Annotated in this window: 20 protein-coding genes; 8 read left to right on the top strand and 12 right to left on the bottom strand. The window is 64.7% G+C overall.

The genetic code is table 11. From position 1 onward, the window contains the following. Position 1: 1 nt before the first annotated feature. The 3 genes from ACYCVF_RS13690 to ACYCVF_RS13680 are packed head-to-tail and all read right to left on the bottom strand — an operon-like array spanning position 2 to position 2668. Positions 2-871 (bottom strand): carbohydrate ABC transporter permease, encoded by an 870-nt coding sequence (locus ACYCVF_RS13690; RefSeq protein ID WP_459596028.1) that lies wholly within the window; start codon positions 869-871, stop codon positions 2-4. Continuing rightward, positions 868-1818, bottom strand: a complete 951-nt coding sequence (locus tag ACYCVF_RS13685; protein ID WP_459596027.1) for a carbohydrate ABC transporter permease — start codon at positions 1816-1818, stop codon at positions 868-870. The genes ACYCVF_RS13690 and ACYCVF_RS13685 overlap by 4 nt, the downstream gene beginning before the upstream one ends. 1 nt (position 1819) lies before the next feature. Then, entirely contained in the window at positions 1820-2668 is an 849-nt protein-coding gene (locus ACYCVF_RS13680; RefSeq protein ID WP_459596026.1) for a phosphodiesterase, read from the bottom strand. Between the two features lie 252 nt (positions 2669-2920). Between ACYCVF_RS13680 and ACYCVF_RS13675 the strand changes: the two genes are divergently transcribed. Further along, positions 2921-3931, top strand: a complete 1011-nt coding sequence (locus ACYCVF_RS13675; RefSeq protein ID WP_459596025.1) for a M23 family metallopeptidase — start codon at positions 2921-2923, stop codon at positions 3929-3931. 15 nt (positions 3932-3946) lie between these two features. On the opposite strand, the gene ACYCVF_RS13670 is transcribed toward ACYCVF_RS13675, so the two are convergent. Continuing rightward, positions 3947-5419 (bottom strand): protein adenylyltransferase SelO, encoded by a 1473-nt coding sequence (locus ACYCVF_RS13670; RefSeq protein ID WP_459596024.1) that lies wholly within the window; start codon positions 5417-5419, stop codon positions 3947-3949. A 196-nt stretch (positions 5420-5615) separates the two neighbouring features. Between ACYCVF_RS13670 and aspS the strand changes: the two genes are divergently transcribed. Continuing rightward, positions 5616-7388, top strand: a complete 1773-nt coding sequence (aspS, locus tag ACYCVF_RS13665) for an aspartate--tRNA ligase (RefSeq protein WP_459596023.1) — start codon at positions 5616-5618, stop codon at positions 7386-7388. Positions 7389-7638: 250 nt separating this feature from the next. On the opposite strand, the gene ACYCVF_RS13660 is transcribed toward aspS, so the two are convergent. Beyond that, complete coding sequence (locus tag ACYCVF_RS13660; RefSeq protein WP_459596022.1) at positions 7639-9606, bottom strand: hypothetical protein; 1968 nt, start codon at positions 9604-9606, stop codon at positions 7639-7641. Between the two features lie 247 nt (positions 9607-9853). Between ACYCVF_RS13660 and ACYCVF_RS13655 the strand changes: the two genes are divergently transcribed. Both ACYCVF_RS13655 and ACYCVF_RS13650 read left to right on the top strand, forming a co-directional pair. Next, positions 9854-12163 (top strand): NADP-dependent malic enzyme, encoded by a 2310-nt coding sequence (locus ACYCVF_RS13655; RefSeq protein WP_459596021.1) that lies wholly within the window; start codon positions 9854-9856, stop codon positions 12161-12163. A 182-nt stretch (positions 12164-12345) separates the two neighbouring features. Next, positions 12346-12798: a DoxX family protein gene (locus tag ACYCVF_RS13650; protein WP_459596020.1), complete on the top strand. Its 453-nt coding sequence runs from the start codon at positions 12346-12348 to the stop codon at positions 12796-12798. A gap of 3 nt (positions 12799-12801) precedes the next feature. Here ACYCVF_RS13650 and ACYCVF_RS13645 read toward each other — a convergent pair whose 3' ends face one another. From ACYCVF_RS13645 to ACYCVF_RS13630, 4 genes are all read right to left on the bottom strand, one after another. Further along, complete coding sequence (locus tag ACYCVF_RS13645; RefSeq protein WP_459596019.1) at positions 12802-13353, bottom strand: dihydrofolate reductase; 552 nt, start codon at positions 13351-13353, stop codon at positions 12802-12804. 7 nt (positions 13354-13360) lie between these two features. After that, positions 13361-14389 (bottom strand): polysaccharide deacetylase family protein, encoded by a 1029-nt coding sequence (locus ACYCVF_RS13640; RefSeq protein ID WP_459596018.1) that lies wholly within the window; start codon positions 14387-14389, stop codon positions 13361-13363. Positions 14390-14553: 164 nt separating this feature from the next. Next, positions 14554-15123 (bottom strand): glutathione peroxidase, encoded by a 570-nt coding sequence (locus ACYCVF_RS13635; protein WP_459596017.1) that lies wholly within the window; start codon positions 15121-15123, stop codon positions 14554-14556. A 91-nt stretch (positions 15124-15214) separates the two neighbouring features. Then, positions 15215-16732, bottom strand: a complete 1518-nt coding sequence (locus tag ACYCVF_RS13630; RefSeq protein WP_459596016.1) for a L,D-transpeptidase — start codon at positions 16730-16732, stop codon at positions 15215-15217. Positions 16733-16963: 231 nt separating this feature from the next. Between ACYCVF_RS13630 and ACYCVF_RS13625 the strand changes: the two genes are divergently transcribed. After that, positions 16964-17512, top strand: a complete 549-nt coding sequence (locus ACYCVF_RS13625) for a CreA family protein (RefSeq protein WP_459596015.1) — start codon at positions 16964-16966, stop codon at positions 17510-17512. On the opposite strand, the gene ACYCVF_RS13620 is transcribed toward ACYCVF_RS13625, so the two are convergent. Beyond that, positions 17502-17720, bottom strand: coding sequence for a hypothetical protein (locus tag ACYCVF_RS13620; RefSeq protein WP_459596014.1), 219 nt, complete (start codon positions 17718-17720; stop codon positions 17502-17504). The genes ACYCVF_RS13625 and ACYCVF_RS13620 overlap by 11 nt on opposite strands. A gap of 405 nt (positions 17721-18125) precedes the next feature. On the opposite strand from ACYCVF_RS13620, the gene ACYCVF_RS13615 reads away from it, so the two are divergent. Beyond that, complete coding sequence (locus ACYCVF_RS13615) at positions 18126-18290, top strand: hypothetical protein (protein ID WP_459596013.1); 165 nt, start codon at positions 18126-18128, stop codon at positions 18288-18290. 33 nt (positions 18291-18323) lie between these two features. Beyond that, a complete protein-coding gene (locus ACYCVF_RS13610) occupies positions 18324-18686 on the top strand; it encodes a hypothetical protein (RefSeq protein ID WP_459596467.1) in 363 nt (120 codons plus the stop codon). Positions 18687-18698: 12 nt separating this feature from the next. Here the strand turns inward: ACYCVF_RS13610 and ACYCVF_RS13605 are convergent, their stop codons facing one another. Together ACYCVF_RS13605 and pdxR are read right to left on the bottom strand one after the other, a co-directional pair. Then, on the bottom strand, positions 18699-18944 hold the full coding sequence (locus ACYCVF_RS13605) for a DUF6719 family protein (protein WP_459596012.1): 246 nt from the start codon (positions 18942-18944) through the stop codon (positions 18699-18701). Positions 18945-19010: 66 nt separating this feature from the next. Continuing rightward, positions 19011-20480: a MocR-like pyridoxine biosynthesis transcription factor PdxR gene (gene pdxR / locus ACYCVF_RS13600; protein WP_459596011.1), complete on the bottom strand. Its 1470-nt coding sequence runs from the start codon at positions 20478-20480 to the stop codon at positions 19011-19013. 75 nt (positions 20481-20555) lie between these two features. Here pdxR and ACYCVF_RS13595 point away from each other — a divergent pair, with 75 nt between their 5' ends. Further along, on the top strand, positions 20556-21281 hold the full coding sequence (locus ACYCVF_RS13595) for a pyridoxamine 5'-phosphate oxidase family protein (RefSeq protein WP_459596010.1): 726 nt from the start codon (positions 20556-20558) through the stop codon (positions 21279-21281). Positions 21282-21316 lie beyond the last annotated feature (35 nt).

Below are 21316 nucleotides of genomic sequence, written 5' to 3'. Positions count from 1 at the left end.
CCTATTTGATGCCTGAGGTGACGAAAGAACTGATGAAGCGCTTCTGGAAGATCAGGAAGGCGACGAGCAGCGGCGCGATCACCATCAGCGTGCCCGCGGCGATGGTGCCCCAGGCCTGGGTGCCTTCCGCGGTCTTGGTGAAGACGGAGAGGCCGACCGTGAGCGGCCGCTTGTCCGGCGAATTGATCACCATCAGCGGCCACAGGAAGTCGTTCCAGTGGCTTGTCACGGAGATGATGGCGAAGGCCGAGAAGCTCGGCATGGACAGCGGCACGTAGATGTGACGGATGCGCTGGAGCAGGCTGGCGCCGTCGATCAGGGCGGCGTCTTCCAGCTCGGTCGGGATGGCCTCGAACGCCTGGCGCATCAGGAACGTGCCGAAGGCGGAGGCGAAGAACGGCATCATCACCCCAAGGAGGGTGTCATAGAGGCCGAGCTGCGCCACCAGGCTCAAGTTCGGCACGATCAGCAGCACCGGCACCAGCATCAGCTGCATCAGGAACAGGTAGAAGATCAGCGTCTTGCCGGGAAAGTCGAGGCGGGCGAAGGCAAAGCCCGCCAGCGTGATGGTGACGAACTGCACCAGCAGGATGCCGGCGCAGATGATCGTCGTGTTGAGCGTGTAGCGCGGGAAATCGCCGATCTCCCAGGCATCCCTGACATTGTCGAGCGTCGGCTTCAGACTGGGCATCAGCTCGGCCATGGCGTTGATGCCGTCCGAGGCCGGGCGCAGCGTCGCCACGCCCATCCACAGGAACGGGATCAGCCAGACGATCGCGAGCAGCACCGTCAGCGCGAAGCCGAGCTTCGGCGTGATCTCGCCCCGGGTGGCGAGCGGGGCGTCCCTGAACAGGTGGTCGAACAGCTTCATGCCCCGCCCTCGCGGTTCGCCATGGTACGGAAGGAGAGCGCGGTGAGGCTCATCAGCGCAGCCAGCGTCAGCAGCGTCGCCGCGGAGGCCTTGCCGATATCGTAATGCTCGACCGCCTGCTGGTAGATATAGAACAGCACGAGGCTGGTCGAATTGGATGGCCCGCCCTGGGTCATGACGAAGACATGGTCCACCTGCGTCACCGCGTTGAGGATTGCGATGACGGTGACGAACAGGAAGGTGGGCTTGAGCTCCGGCAGGATGATATGGCGCAGGCGCTGATATGGACCCGCGCCGTCGAGATGCGCGGCTTCCATCACGTCCTCGGGCACGGCCTGGAGGCCGGCGAGGAAGAACAGCATGTAATAGCCGGCGTTCTTCCAGATCGTGATGATCATGATCGCAGTGAGCGCGATGTCGGGGTCGCCCAGCCAGTTCGGCAGCACCGGCAGCAGCCGGCCGATGTAGTAGTCGAGCAGGCCGACATTGGGCAGGAAGATGAACAGGAACAGCGCGGACGCCGCGACCATCGGGATCAGCACCGGCAGGAACAGCGCGGCACGGAGCGCGCTGGTCACCGCGTTGGTGCGCGAGAGCGCCAGCGCGAACAGCAGCGCAAGGGCGATGCTCGGCACCGCCGTGCCCACGGCGTAGATCAGGTTGTTGATGACGGCGCCGGTGAAGGCAGGGTCGCCCAGCACCGCCGCGATATTGTCGAGACCGACGAAGCGGAGCGGCGCCTTCGGTGTGGCGCGCTGATAGAGCGCGTCCACGAGCACGCGGCCCATCGCGCCGTAGGTGAACAGCGCGAGGAAGATCAGCGAGGGCAGCAGCAGCAGATAGGCCGGCAGCGAGGCTTTGAGACGCCTCGTGACGCGCTTGAGGAGGTGGAGGCGCGGCGCTGCCGGGGTCGCGACGGAGAGAGCCGCGGATTCGGCGAGGCTCATCTCACCGCGCCGGGAAATTGAGCGCGTAGTCGCGGCCGTCCATTCCCGCGGGCGGGGCGAACGGGAAGCGCAAACTCTGGTCGAGGAAGTCGTGGCTGTGCACGACGAGGTTCTCGTCGTCGATCAGCACGACGCCGTAGGCCGGCGGCTCGTGGCTGGCGAGATGCGTCGCGCTCTGGTCGAGCTCGAACCAGACCTGGTGGTTGGTGCCGCGCAGGGTCGAGAATGGAATCTTGCCCCAGCTGCCGAAGATCGGCCGGTGCACATGGCCGAAGAAGAGATGACGGATGCGCGCGCGATAGGGCGCGATCACCTCGGCAAACTCCGCGCTCTGCTTCAGTCCGATCTCGTCCATCGCGTGCACGCCGACCGGGAAGGGCGGATGGTGCATGAACACGACGAGCGGCATGTCCGCGGGCGCAGCCGCCAGCGTGTTCGCGAGCCAGCCGAGGCGCTTGGCGCACATCTCGCCAGCATGGCTGGTCTCGTCCAGCGTGTCGAGGAAGACGAACAGGCCATGCTCGGTTGTGCGCGTGCCCTGCACGAAGCCGTTGGAATCGCGCGGCGAGGCCTTCAGTGTGTCGAGGCAGGTGACGCGCTTGTCGTGATTGCCGACCATCGCGATGTAGGGAATCTTCAGCGCCGCCATCGCCTCAGCGAAGTTGGCGTAGGACTCAGCCTCGCCCCAATGGGTGAGATCGCCGGTGACCACCGCAAACGCAGCGTCGGACTGATGCTGGTTGATGTCGGCGATCGCCGCATCCAGCCGGGCGCGCGGGTCGAGGCCGTAGAGCATCGAGCCGGGGTTCGCGAGATGCGTGTCGGTGAGGTGGATGAACTTGAATGGCATGGCGCGCTGTCGGGACCGTTGGAGGATGGACGTCTCCGGCAAGACGACCCTGACAGGCGGTTAGAGCGCGTGTGTTTCAGTTTGATGACAGCGGTTCCCGCATCACACCGATGGTGTGGATAGGCTTTGACAGTCCGCCTGCCGCGGGATGACCTGTCCCGATTGAGGCGCATGGCGCGATCTACCTTGCCGCGAAGGTGCGGCTATGGTTTGCTCGGGCTGCTCATTGAATTTGCATCACGAGATCTTCGCATGTTGACGCCGCGTGTTCTCCGCAAGCTGGGATGGCCTGCGGCCCTTCTGCTGACTATCGTTTCCTATGCCATCCCCGATGCGGCCCGCGCGGAATTCAATTTCGCACGCTACAAGGAGATCGATCTCGACGAATTGCTGGCGCGGCGGCGGCCTGCGAGCGGCCTCGACGTCTATCCGATGTCGCCGCTGAAGCTCGACGTAACGCTGGCCTCGCACGGGGCGCCATGCGCAAGCGGAGCGCTCAAGCGATCGCTGATCATGAGCGGCATGCCCAAGCCGGATGCCGACGGCCTGCAGGCGACCAACTGCATCACGGTCCGCTCCACCAAGGGGCAGGAGCTGAAAGTCTTCATCCAGGATGTGGTCTATGGGTTTCTTCCGAACGAGGTGCCGGTCGGCGAGAAGCTCTCGCTTTATGCGATCCACGCCTTCACCTCGCCGGAAGGGCCGGGATTGCTGGTCAACGAATTCCTGACCCCGCGCAGTTTTCCGCGTGCCGACAAAGCGGAGGACAAGTCCGTGACGTCCTGCGGATGCTGGACCAAGGATGAGCATCCGGGCATCGATTTCACCTCCGACAAGGCGGGCGGCCCGGTGGCCGCAATGGCGGACGGCATCGTCATCAAGATCGAGACCAGCGAGCAGGCGCCGGCCGATCTGCCTGTGATCGGCGGCTGCGGCCGCTATGTCGTGCTCAGGCACAGCTATCCCAACGGCGGCATCGTCTACACGCGCTACGTCCAGCTCGGCCGCATCAATGGGCCGAAGGGCGAGCCGCTTGCGGTGGGCGCGAGCGTCAAGGCGAAGGATACGATCGGTGAGATCGGCCCGAACAAGGTGCTGCATTTCGAGCTTCGCCCGGTCGCGCCTGGCAACATAACGACGGACAAGGCGTGGACCGAGCGTTACGGCAAGATGTCCGACATGGAGTGGTCACGCTACGAGCCCGTCGATCCCCAGAAGTTCGATGCGGCCTCGTTCGGCGGGGTCAGGAAGGCGACGAAGTAGGGACGCTGGCGCGCCTCACGTCCCGCAGAACGTCTGCAACACCCGTTGGTCCGGCAGCGGCGGGTCGGCGTAGGCCGCATGCTCCGGCTGATCCTCGAACGGTCTCGCCAGCACCTTCACCAATTCCTCGAATGGCGCGTAGTCGTCATCGTTCACCGCGGCCTGGATCACGGCTTCGACGCGGTGGTTGCGCGGGATGAACATCGGGTTGACGGCGTGCATCGCCGCGCGCCGCTCCGCCGCCGTCTGCGGTTCGAGCGCGAGGCGCGCGCGCCAGCGTCCGGCCCATTCGTCGAAAGCTGCGGGCTCCATGAACTGGGCGCGCACGTCGGCGCCATCATCGGCCGCGGCGTCGCCGAGCTTGCGGAAGGTGAGGGTGAAGTCGGCCTGGTTCTTCGCCATGGCATCCAGCAGGTCCTGGATCAGCGCCTCGTCGCCGTCGCGCTCCGTGAACAAGCCGACCTTCCTGCGCAGGCCTGCCTGATAGGCGGCGCTGAAGGTGTCCGAGAAGGCGCCGAGGATGTCCTGGGCTTCGGCGACCGCCTTCTCCTGCTCGTCCGAGAACAGCGGCAGCAGGCATTCGGCGAGGCGCGTCAGATTCCACAGCGCGATGCGCGGCTGGTTGGCATAGGCGTAGCGGCCCATCTCGTCGATCGAGGAAAAGACCTGCGCGGGGTTGTAGGCGTCCATGAAGGCGCATGGGCCGTAGTCGATCGTCTCGCCTGATATCGACGTGTTGTCGGTGTTCATCACGCCGTGGATGAAGCCGACCAGCAGCCATCGCGCGACGAGCTCGGCCTGGCGCGCGACGACGGCGGCAAGCAAGTCGTGATACGGCCGCTTCGATTGAAGCAGGTCCGGATAATGGCGGGTGATGACGTGATCGGCGAGCCGGCGGATCGCCTCGGTGTCGCGGCGGACAGCGAAGAACTGGAAGGTGCCGACGCGAATGTGGCTGGAGGCAACGCGCGTCAGTACCGCGCCGGGCAGCGCGGTCTCGCGGAGGACGTGCTCGCCGGTGACGACGGCGGCGAGCGAGCGCGTGGTCGGGATTCCCAGCGCATGCATCGCCTCGCTGACGATGTACTCGCGCAGCACCGGGCCGAGCGCGGCGCGGCCGTCGCCGCGGCGGGAGAACGGGGTCGGGCCCGAGCCCTTGAGCTGGATGTCGCGGCGGACGCCGTCCTTATCGATGACCTCGCCCAGCAGGATGGCGCGCCCGTCGCCGAGCTGGGGAACGAAATGCCCGAACTGATGGCCGGCATAGGCCATCGCGATGGGATCCGCGCCGGCGGGAACCGTCTTGCCGGCCAGGATCTCGGTGCCCTCCGGGGTCTCCAGCAGGTCGGGATCGAGCCCTAGCTGGATTGCCAGCCGCCGGTTCAGCTTGATCAGCCGGGGGGCTGCGACGGGGGTCGGCGCGACGCGGGCGTAGAAGCTGTCCGGCAGGGCCGAATAGGAGTTCTGGAAGGGGAAATGCACGGTCATGGTCTCAAGATAGGGCTGGAACGCCTGATGGCAAAGGCTCGGTCTCTGATAAGCCAAAAATGGGCCTTCCGGGTCCAAAACAGGGCGTTCCCTTGGTTGCCGCCTTGGTCCTCGTCGGGTAAACCCTGCCGCAACTTCGGACCGGCCGTGACGGGCCGTTCGATTCGTATCCTCCGACATTGATTTTGGGACGACCATGCATCGCTACCGGTCACATACATGCGGCGCGCTCCGCGAGAGCAACATTGGCGAGACGGTCCGCCTGTCGGGCTGGGTCCATCGCGTCCGCGACCATGGCGGCGTGCTGTTCATCGACCTGCGCGACCATTACGGCCTGACCCAGTGCGTGGTCGACCCGGACTCGCCGGCATTCTCGCTCGCCGAAAAGCTGCGCTCGGAATACGTGGTGCGAATGGACGGCAAGGCTCGCCGCCGCCCCGAGGGCACCGACAATGACGATCTGCCGACCGGCAAGGTCGAGGTCTATGTCAGCGAGATCGAGGTGCTCGGCCCGGCCGGCGACCTGCCGTTGCCGGTGTTCGGCGATCAGGAATACCCCGAAGACATCAGGCTCAAATATCGCTTCCTGGACCTGCGTCGCGAAAAACTGCACCAGAACATCATGACGCGCGTCGAGATCATCAAGTCGATGCGTCGGCGCATGGAGGGGCAGGGCTTCTTCGAGTTCAACACGCCGATCCTGACCGCGTCTTCGCCGGAAGGCGCGCGCGACTTCCTGGTGCCCTCGCGCATTCATCCCGGCAAGTTCTACGCGCTGCCGCAGGCGCCGCAGCAGTACAAGCAGCTGCTGATGATGTCGGGCTTCGATCGCTATTTCCAGATCGCGCCCTGCTTCCGCGACGAGGATCCGCGCGCCGATCGCCTGCCGGGCGAGTTCTACCAGCTCGACGTCGAGATGAGCTTCGTCACGCAGGAAGACGTGTTCGCGGCGATGGAGCCCGTCATCACCGGCGTGTTCGAGGAGTTCGCGAAGGGCAAGCCAGTCACGAAGGGCTGGCGCCGGATTCCTTTCGCGGAAGCCTTGCGTAAATACGGCAGTGACAAGCCGGACCTGCGCAACCCCATCGAGATGCAGGACGTCTCCGAGCACTTCCGCGGTTCCGGCTTCAAGGTGTTCGCGCGCATGCTCGAGGACCCCAAGAACCAGGTGTGGGCGATCCCGGCACCGGGCGGCGGCAGCCGCGCGTTCTGCGACCGCATGAACTCTTGGGCGCAGGGCGAAGGCCAGCCCGGCCTCGGCTACATCATGTGGCGCGAGGGCGGTGAGGGTGCAGGCCCGCTCGCGAACAACATCGGGCCCGAGCGCACCGCCGCGATCCGTGCGCAGCTCGGCGTGAAGGAGGGCGATGCCGCCTTCTTCGTCGCCGGCGATCCCGACAAGTTCTGGAAGTTTTCGGGCCTTGCCCGCAACAAGGTCGGCGAGGAATTGAACCTCACCGACAAGGAGCGGTTCGAGCTTGCCTGGATCGTCGACTTCCCGATGTACGAGTACAACGAGGACGACAAGAAGGTCGACTTCTCGCACAACCCGTTCTCGATGCCGCAGGGCGGCCTCGACGCACTGAAGGGCCAGGACCCGCTGACCATCAAGGCGTTCCAGTACGACATCACCTGCAACGGCTACGAGATCGCCTCCGGCGGCATCCGCAACCACGTGCCGGAAGCCATGGTGAAGGCATTCGAGATCGCCGGCTATGGCGAGCAGGAAGTGGTCGAGCGCTTCGGCGGCATGTACCGCGCCTTCCAGTACGGCGCGCCGCCGCATGGCGGCATGGCGGCGGGTGTCGACCGCATCGTGATGCTGCTTTGCGGCACCACCAATCTGCGCGAGATCTCGCTGTTCCCGATGAACCAGCAGGCCATGGACCTGCTGATGGGCGCGCCATCGGAAGCCACCACCAAGCAGCTCCGCGAGCTGCATGTGCGGGTGAACCTGCCGCAGAAGTGAGGCTGCGTGCCTCGGACGCAGTCCCGTTGGGCGGCAAAGGCGCATAGCGCCGCGCCCACCATCCGGCTTTAGTGCTTGCTGTAAGGCGGTGGGCACGCTTCGCTTTGCCCACCTACCGCGTCTGAAATCGCGTCAGCTCTCCGCGTCGTCTTTGCGAGCGTAGCGAAGCAATCCATTACCTTTCCGCGGAGGGACTCTGGATTGCTTCGCTACGCTCGCAATGACGTGGAGAGTGCTGCGCCTCGTTCTCCTACAGCCCCGTCGACGCCTCGATCCTGAACTGCGCCAGCGCGATAACCGGCTCGCTGTTCAGGAGGTCCATGAGCTGAAGCGCCGGCAGCTTGCCAAGCGGCGTCAGCTTGAGGGAGAGCGTCTGCCCCGACGTCGAGACGAAGTCGGCCAGCGCGTCCGCCGTCGTCTTTGCGTCGAGATTGGATGCCGCGAACCTCTCGCCCTGCGCGCGGATCATCTCGACGATGGCGCTGCGCGCGGCGTCGCGGCTGACATTCTGGATGCGTGAAAACTGCGCCACGACGAGATCCACGGCACCGCTGTCGAACAAGGAGAGCTCGATCGCGCCGGTCTCGATCTGGCCGGCATCGTTCATGGCCTGCTCCGGATCGGTCGTGAACACGCCGCGCGGCACGTTGGCGAGTGTGAAGCGGGCCTGGGCTCTGGCGAGATTGCCGAGATCGATCATGGCGGGCGCGAGCGCAAAGGCACCCGAAGACTCCGTCCAGGCGGCGCCGAAATCGAGGTTGATCGCGAGCTTGTCGATGCCCGCCATGATCAGCGGCCGTTGCGCCGGATTGGCGGGATCGGTGGGCGTAACCATTTTCAGGACCAGATCGGCCTTGCTCGGAATCGATCCGACAAGCTGGCCCCAGTTCAGGCTGAGCGTGTCGATCGTGACGAGCTGGCGTGTGTTCTTGTAGGGCGCCACAACGCCCTTGATCTCGGCCCCTTCGAGCACGCGGAACAGGCCCAGCATCTGATCGGGCGAGGGCGGCTGTCCGGGAATTTTGAGGCTGGCCGCCCAGCGCATCAGATTCGCGGCGCTGAAGGATTTCAGCGCGAAGCGTTCCATCTTGAGCTGCCCCTGTGGCAGCGGCATGTCGAGGCCCTCCAGCGCTAGTCTGTCCTGATCGTATTTCACGGCGTTGAGCCGCCCCGTCCCTTGCGGCGTCTCGACCGTTTGCCTGCCGATTTCGACCTTGCCGATCTGAAACCCGTCGAAGCAGTCGGCCACCTTCGCGATCATGTCGCGCGACTGCGCTGGCGTCGGGGTCGAGCCGTCAGCCGGCAGCAGCGCGATGATTTCGGCCGGACGGAATTTCGAGGGCCGGATCGCAATGTCGTCGAAAGTCATGCCGTCGATCTTTACGCGCACGCCTGGAGCCATTGTCGCCACGTAGGAATCGGCTGAGATGCGTCGATAGATTTTGTGAAAACCGTCGTCGCTCGCCCCTTGCTGATCGAGCGCGGCCGTCAGGACGCTTGCGTCGAAATCGTAGATGGCCAAACCGGACAGCTCGCCCGTCATTTTCGCGGGCCTGCCCGGCTGGGGCAGGTCGAGCGTATAGGTGACGCGGTCAGTCTTCGCCGTTTCGATCTTGCCGCGGTTGACGTTCCAAACCGACAGACCCGAATAGACATAATCTCCGCCGCCGGCATTGCCGGTGCCCGCATCGATGTTCACCGCGACGGTGGGCGCCGCGATCGAGGACGCCGAGATGGTCGCGTATTGCGCGAGCACGAAGCGGTACATGTCGATGATCGAGCCGGACGGCGGAGCGCTGGCTGCACGGGTAGGACCGGAAAAGTCGCGAGCGCTGATCAGCGGGATCTTGTAGTTCGCTTTGAGCTTCGTCTGCTCGGCGTATGTGAAGGCGGCCTCGACACCCGACGCTTCAATACTCTCGGCCGAGAAATGAGCCTCATCTGGCTGGCGTATGCCGATTGCCGTGACCTTCGCGATCTTGACGTTGGCGAGGTCCGAATGGGCGGGCTCCACGTTGATGTCCTCGATCGTCAGCGTCCGGGTCGCGAGCTCGAACGTGATCTTGCCATGGCTGGCCTTGCCGCCGCCCGAGCGCATCTGTTCGAACGCCGCCTCGACCTCGGCGGTGGCCCGGTGCTGGACGTAGAGATTGAAGCCGAACCATCCGCTGGCTCCGAGCACGGCTGCCGCGATCACGCCGATCAGGATTCGCTTCATTCCCAGCTCCAGTTGCTCGTTCCAAACCGTGCAACCTGCCATATTCGGCAAACGCCACGCGGTCCAGGGAAAGCTATGGTTTTCAGACAGTTGACTGCGCGCCCTGTTGACGGGGGAGCAATCGGATGTTGCCACCGGGGCACCCGGCGTGCTTCATCCCGTTTCCATGACCCGGAAATACCGTTTCGCTTGGGCGGCAGCTCCGGATCATGCATTTTGATGCCGGTAACGTGAGGCAAGACTCCGCATGTCGTCCTATTCTGATGATCTCCACCAGGCGGCGCTGGCCTACCATCGTCTGCCGCGCCCCGGGAAGCTCGAGATCCAGGCAAGCAAGCCGCTTGCCAACCAGCGCGACCTCGCGCTCGCCTACTCTCCGGGCGTCGCCGCGGCCTGCACCGAGATCGCCAAGAACCCGGCCGAGGCGGCCACGCTTACCACCCGCGCCAATCTGGTCGCGGTGGTCTCGAACGGCACCGCCGTGCTCGGCCTCGGCAATATCGGCCCGCTGGCTTCCAAGCCGGTAATGGAAGGCAAGGCGGTCCTGTTCAAGAAATTCGCCGGTATCGACGTGTTCGACATCGAGATCGCTGCCGACACCATCGACCGCGTGGTCGAGACGGTTGCGGCGCTAGAGCCGACCTTCGGCGGCATCAATCTGGAAGACATCCGCGGTCCGGAATGCTTCGAGATTGAAACGCGCTTGAAGGAGCGCATGAAGATCCCGGTCTTCCATGACGACCAGCACGGTACCGCCATCATCGTCGCCGCGGCGATCACCAACGGCCTCAGGCTGAACGGCAAGAAGCTGTCGGACGTCAAGATCGTGGCATCGGGGGCAGGGGCCGCCGCGCTCGCCACGCTGAACTTGCTCGTCTCGATGGGCGCCCAGCACAAGAATATCTGGGTCTGCGACATCGACGGTCTCGTGCATGAGGGGCGCAACACCTCGATGGATCGCTGGAAGGCGGTCTATGCGCAGAAGACCGACAAGCGCACGCTCGCCGACGTGATCGGCGGCGCCGACATCTTCATCGGGCTCTCGGCACCCGGCGTGCTCAAGCCCGAGATGGCCAAGGCGATGGGCGAAAAGCCCCTGATCATGGCGCTCGCCAACCCGACGCCGGAGATCATGCCGGAGGAGGCGCGAAAGGCGCGCCCCGACGCCATGATCTGCACCGGACGCTCCGACTATCCGAACCAGGTCAACAACGTCCTGTGCTTCCCCTTCATCTTCCGCGGCGCGCTCGACGTCGGCGCCACCGCGATCAACGAGGAGATGAAGCATGCCGCCGTCGAGGCCATCGCGCAGCTCGCGCGCGAGGCTCCGTCGGATGCGGTCGCACAAGGCTTCGACACCGGCGAGACGCAAGGGTTCGGCCCGGGTTCGCTGATCCCGAGTCCGTTCGACCCGCGCCTGATTCTGCGCATTGCGCCGGCCGTCGCCAAGGCGGCAATGGAGTCGGGTGTCGCGACGCGGCCCATCACCAATTTCGACGAGTACACCGCACTGCTCGAGCGCTTCGCCTTCCGCTCCGGCCTCGTGATGAAGCCGATGTTCGCCAAGGCAAAGACCCAGCCGGTCCGCGTGATCTATGCCGAAGGCGAGGATGAGCGCGTGTTGCGCGCGACGCAAGTTGTGCTGGAGGAGAACCTGGCGCGGCCGATCCTGGTCGGCCGTCCTTCGGTCGTGGAAACGCGCATCAAGCGCTTCGGCCTCTCGATCCGCGCCGGCAAGGATTTCGACCTGGTCAATCCCGAGGACGATCCGCGCTACCGCTCCTACGTGCAGTCCTATGTCGAGGTCGCCGGCCGACGCGGCGTGACGCCGGATGCGGCACGCACGGTGGTGCGCACCAACAACACGGTCATTGCCGCACTTGCCGTGGTGCGCGGGGAGGCCGATGCGATGCTCTGCGGCGTCGAGGGCCGCTACATGAGCCATCTGCGCCACGTGCGCGAGATCATCGGCTTCTCGCCCGGGATCAGCGACTACGCGGCGCTGGCGTTGCTGATCACCAGCAAGGGCGCCTTCTTTATTGCCGACACGCAGGTGCGCCCCAATCCGAGCGCGGAGGAGCTTGCGGAGATCGCTTCACTCGCGGCGGTTCATGTGCAGCGCTTCAACATCAAGCCGAAGATCGCCTTCGTCTCGCACTCTGATTTCGGCAGCTACGACACCGAGTCCTCACGCAAGATGCGGCGGGCGACCCAGCTGTTGAAGGACAAGCATCCGGAGATCGAGGCCGACGGCGAGATGCAGGGCGACACTGCACTTTCAGCCGCTGCGCGAAGAATGGTGCTGCCGCACTCCAAGCTCGAGGGCGAGGCCAACATCCTGATCATGCCGACCCTCGACACTGCCAACGTCGCCTATCAGATGATCAAGGCGCTGGCGGATGCGCTTCCCGTCGGCCCGATCCTGGTCGGTCCGGCGCGCCCCGCGCATATCCTGACGCCGTCGGTGACGGCGCGCGGCATTCTCAACATGACGGCCGTGGCCGTCGTCGAAGCGCAGGAGCGGGCAGCCCGGCAGCAGCCGACGTTGTTCACCTGAAGAGCGGGCTGCAGTGCCGCCGGAGGTGCTGTTCCTTCTCCCTTGTGGGAGAAGGGGTAGCGAATGCGAGGCGCGTTTTGAATTCCTCGCAGTTCTCCATTTGCCCGTTTGAAAAGCGCAAGCCGACTCTTCATAATCCCCTCAAGCGTTCCGTGCGGTAGCGCTTTGCCAAGAGGCCGATCATGCCAGCGTTCGTGACTTTCGGGCGAATCCTGTTCGCCGTGCTGTTCATCTACACGGGCGCGACCAAGCTCTTTGCCATCCAGGCGACCGCCGATTTCATCGCCACCAAGCTCGTGGTGCCTGATGTCATCGCGCCTTACGCCACGCAGGTCGAGGAGGCGACGGCCATGACCACGCCGCAGCTGCTGGCGATCGCGATCGGCGGGCTCGAGATCATCGCGGGGCTGATGATCGCGCTGAATTTTGCCGCGCGTTTCTTCGCGATGCTGCTGATCATCTACGTCGCCGTCGCAACCATCCTGTTCTACGATTTCTGGAACCAGACCCCGCCGGACAACGCCAAGATGCTGGTCGACGCGCTCAAGAACCTGTCGATCATCGGCGCACTTTGCATGATCATCGGCTACGGCCGCACCACGCGCCCGGCCGAGGCGGCCTATGGCGACGTGTAGCGCCTAGCTCCTGCGCCAAGGGGTCACAGTCACCTCATGCGCCGCATCGAGCAGATACGGCCCGCCCGGCTTCATCCCGTGCGAAGTCAGTACCTCGCGAGGTGTCCGCGCCGGCACACCGACAAAGCAGCCTTCGCCACCGGGCAGCCGCACATGCGGAGCTTCCGATAGCCAGAATGCGTCGTAACGGTCCATGAACATGTCGAATACGACCGGGCCGCCGATGATGGCGATCATGCCGGAGGCGACGTCCGCGAAGGCGCAGGCCGCCTCGAAGCTCGCGTGCTGCGGATTCCACAGCGTCGCATTCGGCATCTCCGGATCGACGGTGAGGTCCCTGATCTTGCGGGTCAGGATCAGGCGCTTGCGCTTCGGCGAATTCGGCTGCCGCTCGTGCGAGTTGCGGCCATGCACGATCAGCGCGGCGCGATCGAGCGCCTGCTCGAAGAACAGCTTGTCGCCTTCGAACTTCAGGCTGTCCGGCATGACGCGATCGGCGTCGGCAAGCATGCCGTCCGCGGAGACGATGACGTAGCCTTCGATGCGGAAAGACAACGGCCTTCTATTCGGAAACGGTCGTCACCACGGAACTGACCGGGCGCTGGCTTACCGTCGGGAGCTTGAGGTCCTTGACCAGTTCCTGATCGTATTCGGGCAGTGTCGAAGCCGGGAATTTCGCCCGCATCGCGACCACCTTGTAGCCGCCGGCCTTCAGACGCTTGAGCAGCTCGGGCAGGGCTTCGGCGGTATGCTTCTGGAAGTCGTGCATCAGGATGATGCCCTTGCCCTTGGTGTCGAGCTTCTTCATCACGGTCTCGACGATCTTCTCGGGCTTCGAAGCCTTGAAGTCGAACGAGTCGATGTCGCAGGAGAATATCCCGACATTGCGGTTGCCGAGATAGGTGACCATCTCCGGCGGATGCTGGAGGGCCGGGAAGCGGAAGAACGGCGAGGGCGAGATGCCGCCGAGCGCCCACTTCACGGCCGCAAAGCCTTTCTCGATCTCGTCCTTGCGCTGCGCCTCGGTGAACTTCTTGTTGTTGAGGTTGGCGTGCGACCAGGTGTGGGCGCCGACCGTGTGGCCGGCCGCGTAGACCTGCTTCAGGATCTCCGGCTCGTAGGTCGCGTGCTTGCCGATGATGAAGAAGATGCCGGTGGTGCATTCGTCAGCGAGCGCCTTCAAAACCGCAGGCGTGTTGCGCGGCCAGGGGCCGTCGTCGAAGGTCAGCACCACCTCCTTGTCGCGCAGGAAGTCGAGCTCCTTGAAGTGCTCGAAGCCGAAGCCGGGACCGCCGGTGGTGTCGATCTCGACCGTGCGGGCCACACCGAGCGCGCCCGGCGTGTTGCAGGCGGCGCGGGCCGGCTGCGGCGCCTGTTTGGGCGGGGGCGGATTGACGAACCCCGCTGGTGCTGCGCCCGTAACTGGAGCGGCTGCCGGAGTCGTAGCAGGCGCCGACGCGACCGGCATTGCTGCCGCCGGTGCGGCCTGCGTCGCGGCTGCCGGCTTCGCGGCCGCTGTTTGCGCCCATGCTGCGCCGGTCATCGCCACCGACATCGTGCCTGCCAAAATCAGTCCTGCCGCCACGCGCATGGTGTTGTCCTCGAGATTGATCCCGTTGTTCCACCGCGGCTTTTCGCTCGCAGCAAGAACCGTCCTGCCCAAAACGATCCTAGCCTAGATGGTGGGCCCTCGCCATTGCAACGGCTGTTTGATGCCGCGCCACAATTGTGCCCAACCGGATGGGGCGCCTGCGGTCAACTATCGGCCAGCGCCCTGGCAATGGCCGTCTTGATTCGCGTGTCGGCTGGTTCGACGGCTGACGGAAAGACATCGGCAATATAGCCGTCTCGCCCGATCAGGTATTTGTGGAAGTTCCAGCGCGGAACTTCCTTCGGTCGGGCGTCAGCGGCCCATTTGTAGAAGGGGTGCGCTTTTGCTCCGACCACCACGGCTTTGGCGGTGACCGGGAAGGTAACACCATATTGGTGGTGCGCGGTCTCCGTGATCTCGCTCGTGCCGCCGGGCTCTTGGCCGCCGAAATCGTTCGATGGCACGCCGATCACGGTGAGCCCACGCTCGCGAAACTCGCCCCAGAGCTCTTGCAGACCCGCATATTGCGGGGTGTAGCCACAGAGCGAGGCGGTGTTCACCACCAGCAGCGGTTTGCCGGTGAACGCGGCAAGACGGATGTCGTCGCCGGACAAGGCGGGGAAGGAGAAGGCGTAGGCCGAGATCCGGCTCATGCCGCCTGCGGCAAGGGCGCGCGTCGTTGGTACGAGGGCACCCGCAAGCGCCGCGGTGAGCATGGTCCTGCGGTTCATCATGACGGCGTCCCCCGAAATGACCCGGAGAGCACGATACTCCGCCGGCGCGACCCCGCCTCGTCAACACCGCGTTATCGGGGCAGTGACGCTGCTAGTACAGCCGCACGATGAAGTCTGTGCCCTCGCCGGTCTCGCCCTGGTTGATGCCCTGGTCAGAGACGATGATCGAGCCGCCTGACGTCAGCATCTCGTTGATCTTCGCCATGGTGTCGGCGGGGACCGAGATGCGGTCGAGAGCCTCAGCCGGGCTGTCCGACGCGATCATGGGCTTTGCGGCAACGGGGATCACGTTGGCGCCACGCGGGCGGCGCGACGCGCGTCCGTCGTCATCGCGCGCGGCTGCGCGAACGGAAATCGGTAGCGACGTCACCGACCAACGCAGCGCATTGGCATCGGTCTTGTCGACTTCGGCGGTGAAGACATGGGTGCCGAGCGGCCGGTCGCCGGCGGCGATCGTGACGGGCACCTCGAACAGCGGCGCAAAATTCTGCCGCACGTAGAGCTTGGAATCCTTGCGGCTGATGAAGACGGCGATCCGGCCGCTCCGCTTGGGCGCTTCCGGCTTTGCGGCCGGCGCAGGATCGGCAACGCGGCTCACGTCCTTCGCATCGAGCGAGGTGGCGGGCGCCGGTGCAGTGGCCTGTGCGCTGGGCTTCGTGGCTTCCCCCGCCTCCGTCGTGACCGGTTCGGCCTTGACGGCCTCGAGCTTGTCGTCGCTGGCCGGCTTGGGCGTATCAGTTGCCTCGGCCGTCTTGACCTTGGCGGCCGGTGCGGCTTCCTCGCGCGCTGGCGCATTGCCCGTCGTTACATCCGACATCACGGCGTGGCCGACGGACGCGCGCAGATCGAGGACGCTGTCGGCGCTGGCAGTCTTCGTCTCCATGGGCTTGGCGGCGCCCTTGTCGGCCTTGTCGCCGACATTGGTCTGCGGCTCGAGGCTTGCCGTGGGCTGAGGCGGCACGCGCACGGAGGCGAGCAGGGGATGGGAGAAGCCTTGGGGTGATATCTGGCCCGGCGCGACGATGACCCGTGCGCCCATCCGGGTCCAATTCCACATCTTCATCGCGAACGCCATGGGCATGCGGATGCAGCCATGCGAAGCAGGATAGCCCGGCAGCGCGCCGGCATGCATGGCGACGCCGGACCAGGTGATCCGCTGCATGTACGGCATCGGCGCGCCGCTATAGATGTTGGAATGGTGGAATTTGTGCTTCTGGATGACGCTGAACACACCCATCGGCGTCGAGTGGCCCTTCATGCCCGTCGACACCGGGGATTCCGCGAGCACGCCGGTGCTGTCGTAGACCGTCATCTTCTGCCGGTCGATCGACACGACGATGACGAGCGGTCCCTGCGGCTTGGCACCGGCTTCCTTCTCGACGACGCTTCCTTTCTTGCTTGCGGAGCCTCGCTTCAGCGGCTTCTGGCGCGGTATTTCGGGAAGCCGGTCCTGCCGGGCGTAATAGTATCCGTCGGAATAGTCCGCCCAATAATAAAACGCTGCGTCCGCCTGGCCGGTCGCGCCGATCGCGCCCGCCGCCGTCAAAATGGCGACCTGCCACAGCCGCGCCGGCTTGGCAGAAGAACCTGACCCGTTCACGCTGTTCATCCTCGAATCCATAATCCAAATCAACATTAGTCTCGCAGAGGGGATACGCGTTAGTCTCACAGAGGGGATACGCGTTCACCAGCAGGGTGGTTCTGCGATCAGTTGCATTTGTCCAAGCCGTAGCAAAAAAGCCTCACGGAGCGGTAAACGGAGGCCGCGCCCGGCAGCCTATCGCCTTCCTGTCGGGCTGTCGCGTTCCTACATTGCGGGGACTTGTTACCGGAGAGCTTCATGTCATCTCGTTTCCCCAGTCCTTTGGGCATCCGCTTGAAAGGGTTCGCTTTATTCCTCCTGGCTCTGGCCGCGACGATGGCATCGGCATCTGCCGCTGACGAGCCCGATCTGATCTTCCGCCGCTCGACCGTGTTCAAATGGATGAGCCCGAACGACAAGCTCGCGACCTATGGTCTCGACGATCCAGAAGTCGAGGGCGTCGCCTGTCATTTCACAGTGCCGGAGAAGGGGGGCTTCAAGGGTTGGCTTGGCCTGGCCGAGGAGGTCTCGGACATCTCGCTGGCCTGCCGCCAGGTCGCTCCGATCAGGTTCAAGAACAAGATGGAGCAGGGCGACGACATGTTCCGTCAGCGGCGCTCGCTATTCTTCAAGAAGATGCAGATTGTGCGCGGCTGCGACGCCAAGCGCAACGTGCTGGTCTACATGGTCTATTCAGACAGGCTGATCGAGGGCTCGCCGAAGAACTCGACTTCGACCGTACCGATCATGCCCTGGGGACCGACGGACGCGAACGTCCAGAAGTGCGGCGAGTTCTTCACTCAGTGACGACGGTGCTGCCCGCGCGCGGCTTCGCAAGATGTGAGCCGGTGAGCCGCACGAATGTCTGGGGCGCGGCTTCAAAGCCGCGGCTCGATTGCAGCGCCATTTCGCCAGCCGATATGGCGCCGCTGCGAACTGGTTGTTGATCTCCGCGGCCCGTCGGTTGGACCGCCTCGCGCTTCGCTGCGCGATCTGTCGCCATCATGATGGCCATCCTCACGTGAAACGCGCCCGGTGATCCCGGGCGTCTCGATCTCGATGGCTTGGGTCGCAGCCGAAGCGCCCCCGGTTCGACAGGGCCCAGCCTTCGTTTGGGTCTCTTCAGCAGAAAAACGTAAAATGCGTGTGAAGCCCGTGAGGCGGGAGCATGACGACGCTGCGCTCGAGCCCGATCCAGGCTCGGGCGGGAACTTGTCAGGATGCTTTGGGCATCGGGGATAGCCACCTGAAATGATTGAGATTTTGGCTGAGTGTTTCGTCGTCCCGAGCGCCACGAAACAATTCTCGCCAAGGATGAAACCATTTTCCGTGTTTGGCGCATCACGCGCGAAACCACCCATGGTTATCAGCTTCGCAACGACGACGGCGTATCGCCGGCGACGAATTCGGAGACGAGACCATGCGCGCGCTCAGTTTCATCCTTGCCTTCGCTTTCGTGCTCGCTGGTTCCTCCTTCGCCGGCGCGCCGGACGGAAGCCTGCCCGGTGTCGGCACTTTCCAGTACACCGGTTCCCCGCTGACGACTACCGCACCGCAGCCGATCGTGCTTGCCACGCGCCTCTGATCGCCAACAGAAAATCAGCCGGCAATGGCCATCATGATCGTCCGTATCTACGCCGCAGCGTTCATATCCGTTCTGACGATCGGCGCCGCTGAGGCGCAAGTCCGCGCACCCTCCAGGCTGCCAGATCCCCGCGGCGAATTCGTGCGCCAGTGCGCGCCCCGCATGCAGGGGCGCTGGGAGCATCCGGAGGAGGTCTGTGGCTGTCTGCACGACCACGCCGCCGCGGCCGTCGAGGACCGCGATTTGCGCGAAGCGCTGCTGCGCGGCATCAGCGAGACGGGCGTTCCCACCATCGAGACCGATTGGGTGCCGGCCTCCAAGCAGGGCGAGATCGGTCCGACCTTCACCAAGATCGCCAAGCCGACCCTGCAGTGCATGTTCGATCCGGCAAAGTAGCTTCTCAGCTGATCATTTCGCTTTCGGCCCGCGCCGCGGCACGCAGGAACTCGTGCGCGAGACACCCTTGTCCGTCATCCTGGCGCCGCGCACCTCCTTGACCTGACCGGCGGGGCAGGTGCCGTCATCCACGAGCACACGCTGGCCGAGCTTCAGATCGACGATGTCCTGCTCGCGTCCGACGCTGCCTGCACGCGCCGTCGAGGCAAGCGCGGAGGCGATCAGGAGCGAAAAGCAGGCGGCGCGAAGGAGGGACATGACGAAGCTCCCGGAATTGAAGCCGCAATGTAGGGGCCGGTCAGCGATTCTGATAGTGAAGCTTGGCTATACTCGCCGGCCCGATCTGCTTTTCGCGCGCAAGGCCGAGCGCGATTCCCGCGCCAGCCGGTCGGCGGACGCCACGAGTTGTGGAATTGCTTGCCCCGAAAATCCCAGCACGAAGCCGGGCAGTGGACGCGCACGTGAATAAGTGTCGGCCAATAGCCAGCCTTCGGCGCCGGCCGCGTGTTTGGCCTGCGCTGCCACCGACAGGGCCACCGAAGGATCGAACCGGGCGACAAGATGCAGGCCCTGGGACGGCATCGGCACGGATAGCGCGCCGTCGGATTTGGCCTCCAGCGTCTCGGCGAGCGCATCGCGCGCCTCGCGATAGAGCTTTCGCACGCGCTTCAGGTTCGCGGCGAAGGCGCCGGAATTGAGCATGTCGGCCACCGCGCCTTCCATCAGCGTGCCGGGAAAGCGGTCGAGCGCCGCGCGCGCTGTCGTCACCTCCGCGATCAGGCGTTCGGGCAGGGCGCAATAGCCCATGCGAAGGCCCGGAAACAGCGTCTTGGCAAACGTGCCCAGGTAGATCACGCGCTGGAGGCGATCGATACCGGCGAGCGACATCAGCGGTGCGCCGTCATAGCGGAACTCGCTGTCGTAATCGTCCTCGAGCACGAATGCGCCGGCTTGCCTGGCCCAGTCCAGAAGCTCGAGCCGCCGCGGCATCGACATCTGTACGCCCAGTGGAAACTGGTGCGACGGTGTGACGTAGGCCGCGCGCGCGGACGGCGCCGCGATGCGGCCTTTGGCGACGCGCATTCCGTGCTCGTCGACGGGGACGGGCACGGTGCGGTAGCCGCAAAGCGCGATTGTTTTCCGCACGGCCGGGTAGCCGGGATCCTCGCACCAGACCTGGTCGTTGGATTTCAGGATCGCGCTCATCACGATGCGCAGCGCGTGCAGCGTGCCCGACGTCAGCATGATCTGATCGGGGTCGCAGCGCAGTCCGCGCGCCGACAGCAGATGATCGGCGATCGCTGCACGTAGCTCGCGGCTGCCGCGGGGGTCGCCATAATGCAGGTGCTCGGACCCGAACGCGCGCATGCGCCGACCGACGAAAGCACGAAAACGCTGCACCGCACGCTCGTCGATATGGGTGCAGCCGAGCGCGAATGCACCCTGCGTGGGCGTTTCGACAACCGCCTTCGGCTTGTCTGGCTCGGTCGGCCGCGCAGGGATACGTGCGGCGACGAACGTTCCGGAGCCGACGGTCGCGTCGGCAAAGCCGTCGGCGATCAGACGCTCATAAGCGGTGACGACCGCGTTACGCCGGAAGCCGGTCTGGCTGGCCAGCGTCCGCGATGGCGGCAGCAGCTCGCCGGGCTTGACGAGGCCGGAGACGATAGTCTCGCACAGCGCCTGATAGAGCCGGTGCGCGGCGGAGGCGCCGGCCGTGACGTGCGGCCCCGTGAGGTCGAGCGGTAGCTCGGACTTGCTGCGGGTCGAGGAATTGGTCGGAATTTTTCGCATGGAATTGGAACTATCGCAGACCAAAAGCCCCGCTACAACTGCTCTGGAATTCCTCCAATCCGAGCGGGAGCGGCCGTGAGCCAGACCAAGACCTCAAATTCCTATCCGACATCGGCGCGCAACCAGGTGAAGCGCCGGCACGACCGCGGCTTCTATGATCACGACACGGTTCATCGCATCCTGGATTCCTCGATGCTCTGTCACGTCTCCTACGTGATCGACGGCCAGCCCTATTGCACCCCGACATTCTTCTGGCGCGAGGGCACCAGGCTCTACTGGCACGGTTCGAGCGCCAGCCGCATGTTGCGCAACCAGACCAAGGGCGAACGCGTCTGCCTGACGGTCGCTCATCTCGACAGCCTCGTGCTGGCGCGCTGCGGCTTCAACCATTCCGCCGACTACCGCGCGGTGATGGCGTTTGGAGCCGCTTATCTCGTCACCGATCCCGAGGAGAAGGAGCGGGCGGTCATCGCCATGGTCGACCGCTTCTTTCCCGATCGCACCGCTGGGCTGCGACAGAGCACCACGCAGGAGATCAAGGCGACGTCCTTCATCGCGATGGCAATCGAGGAAGCCTCGGCCAAGATCCGCGCCAAGGGCGTGGCTGACGACGACGAGGATTATGCCTTGCCGATCTATGCCGAGCGCATCCCGGTGCGCACCGTGCTCGGCGCTCCGGAGCCGTGCCCGCGCCTGCTGGACGGCGTGAGCCGGCCCGCCACGCTGAATGGCTATGCCGAAGGCCGGCTGCTCGAAGATGCATTGCGGGATGCCTATTTTGTGGAGTACCCGAACGGCTGAAATCGGTTAGTTTGCGCACTCCTTGAGAACCATTG

The organism is Bradyrhizobium cedriense (assembly GCF_054602315.1).
The sequence above is the reverse complement of the archived record's forward strand: the minus strand, read 5'-3'. Positions and strand labels throughout refer to the sequence as shown.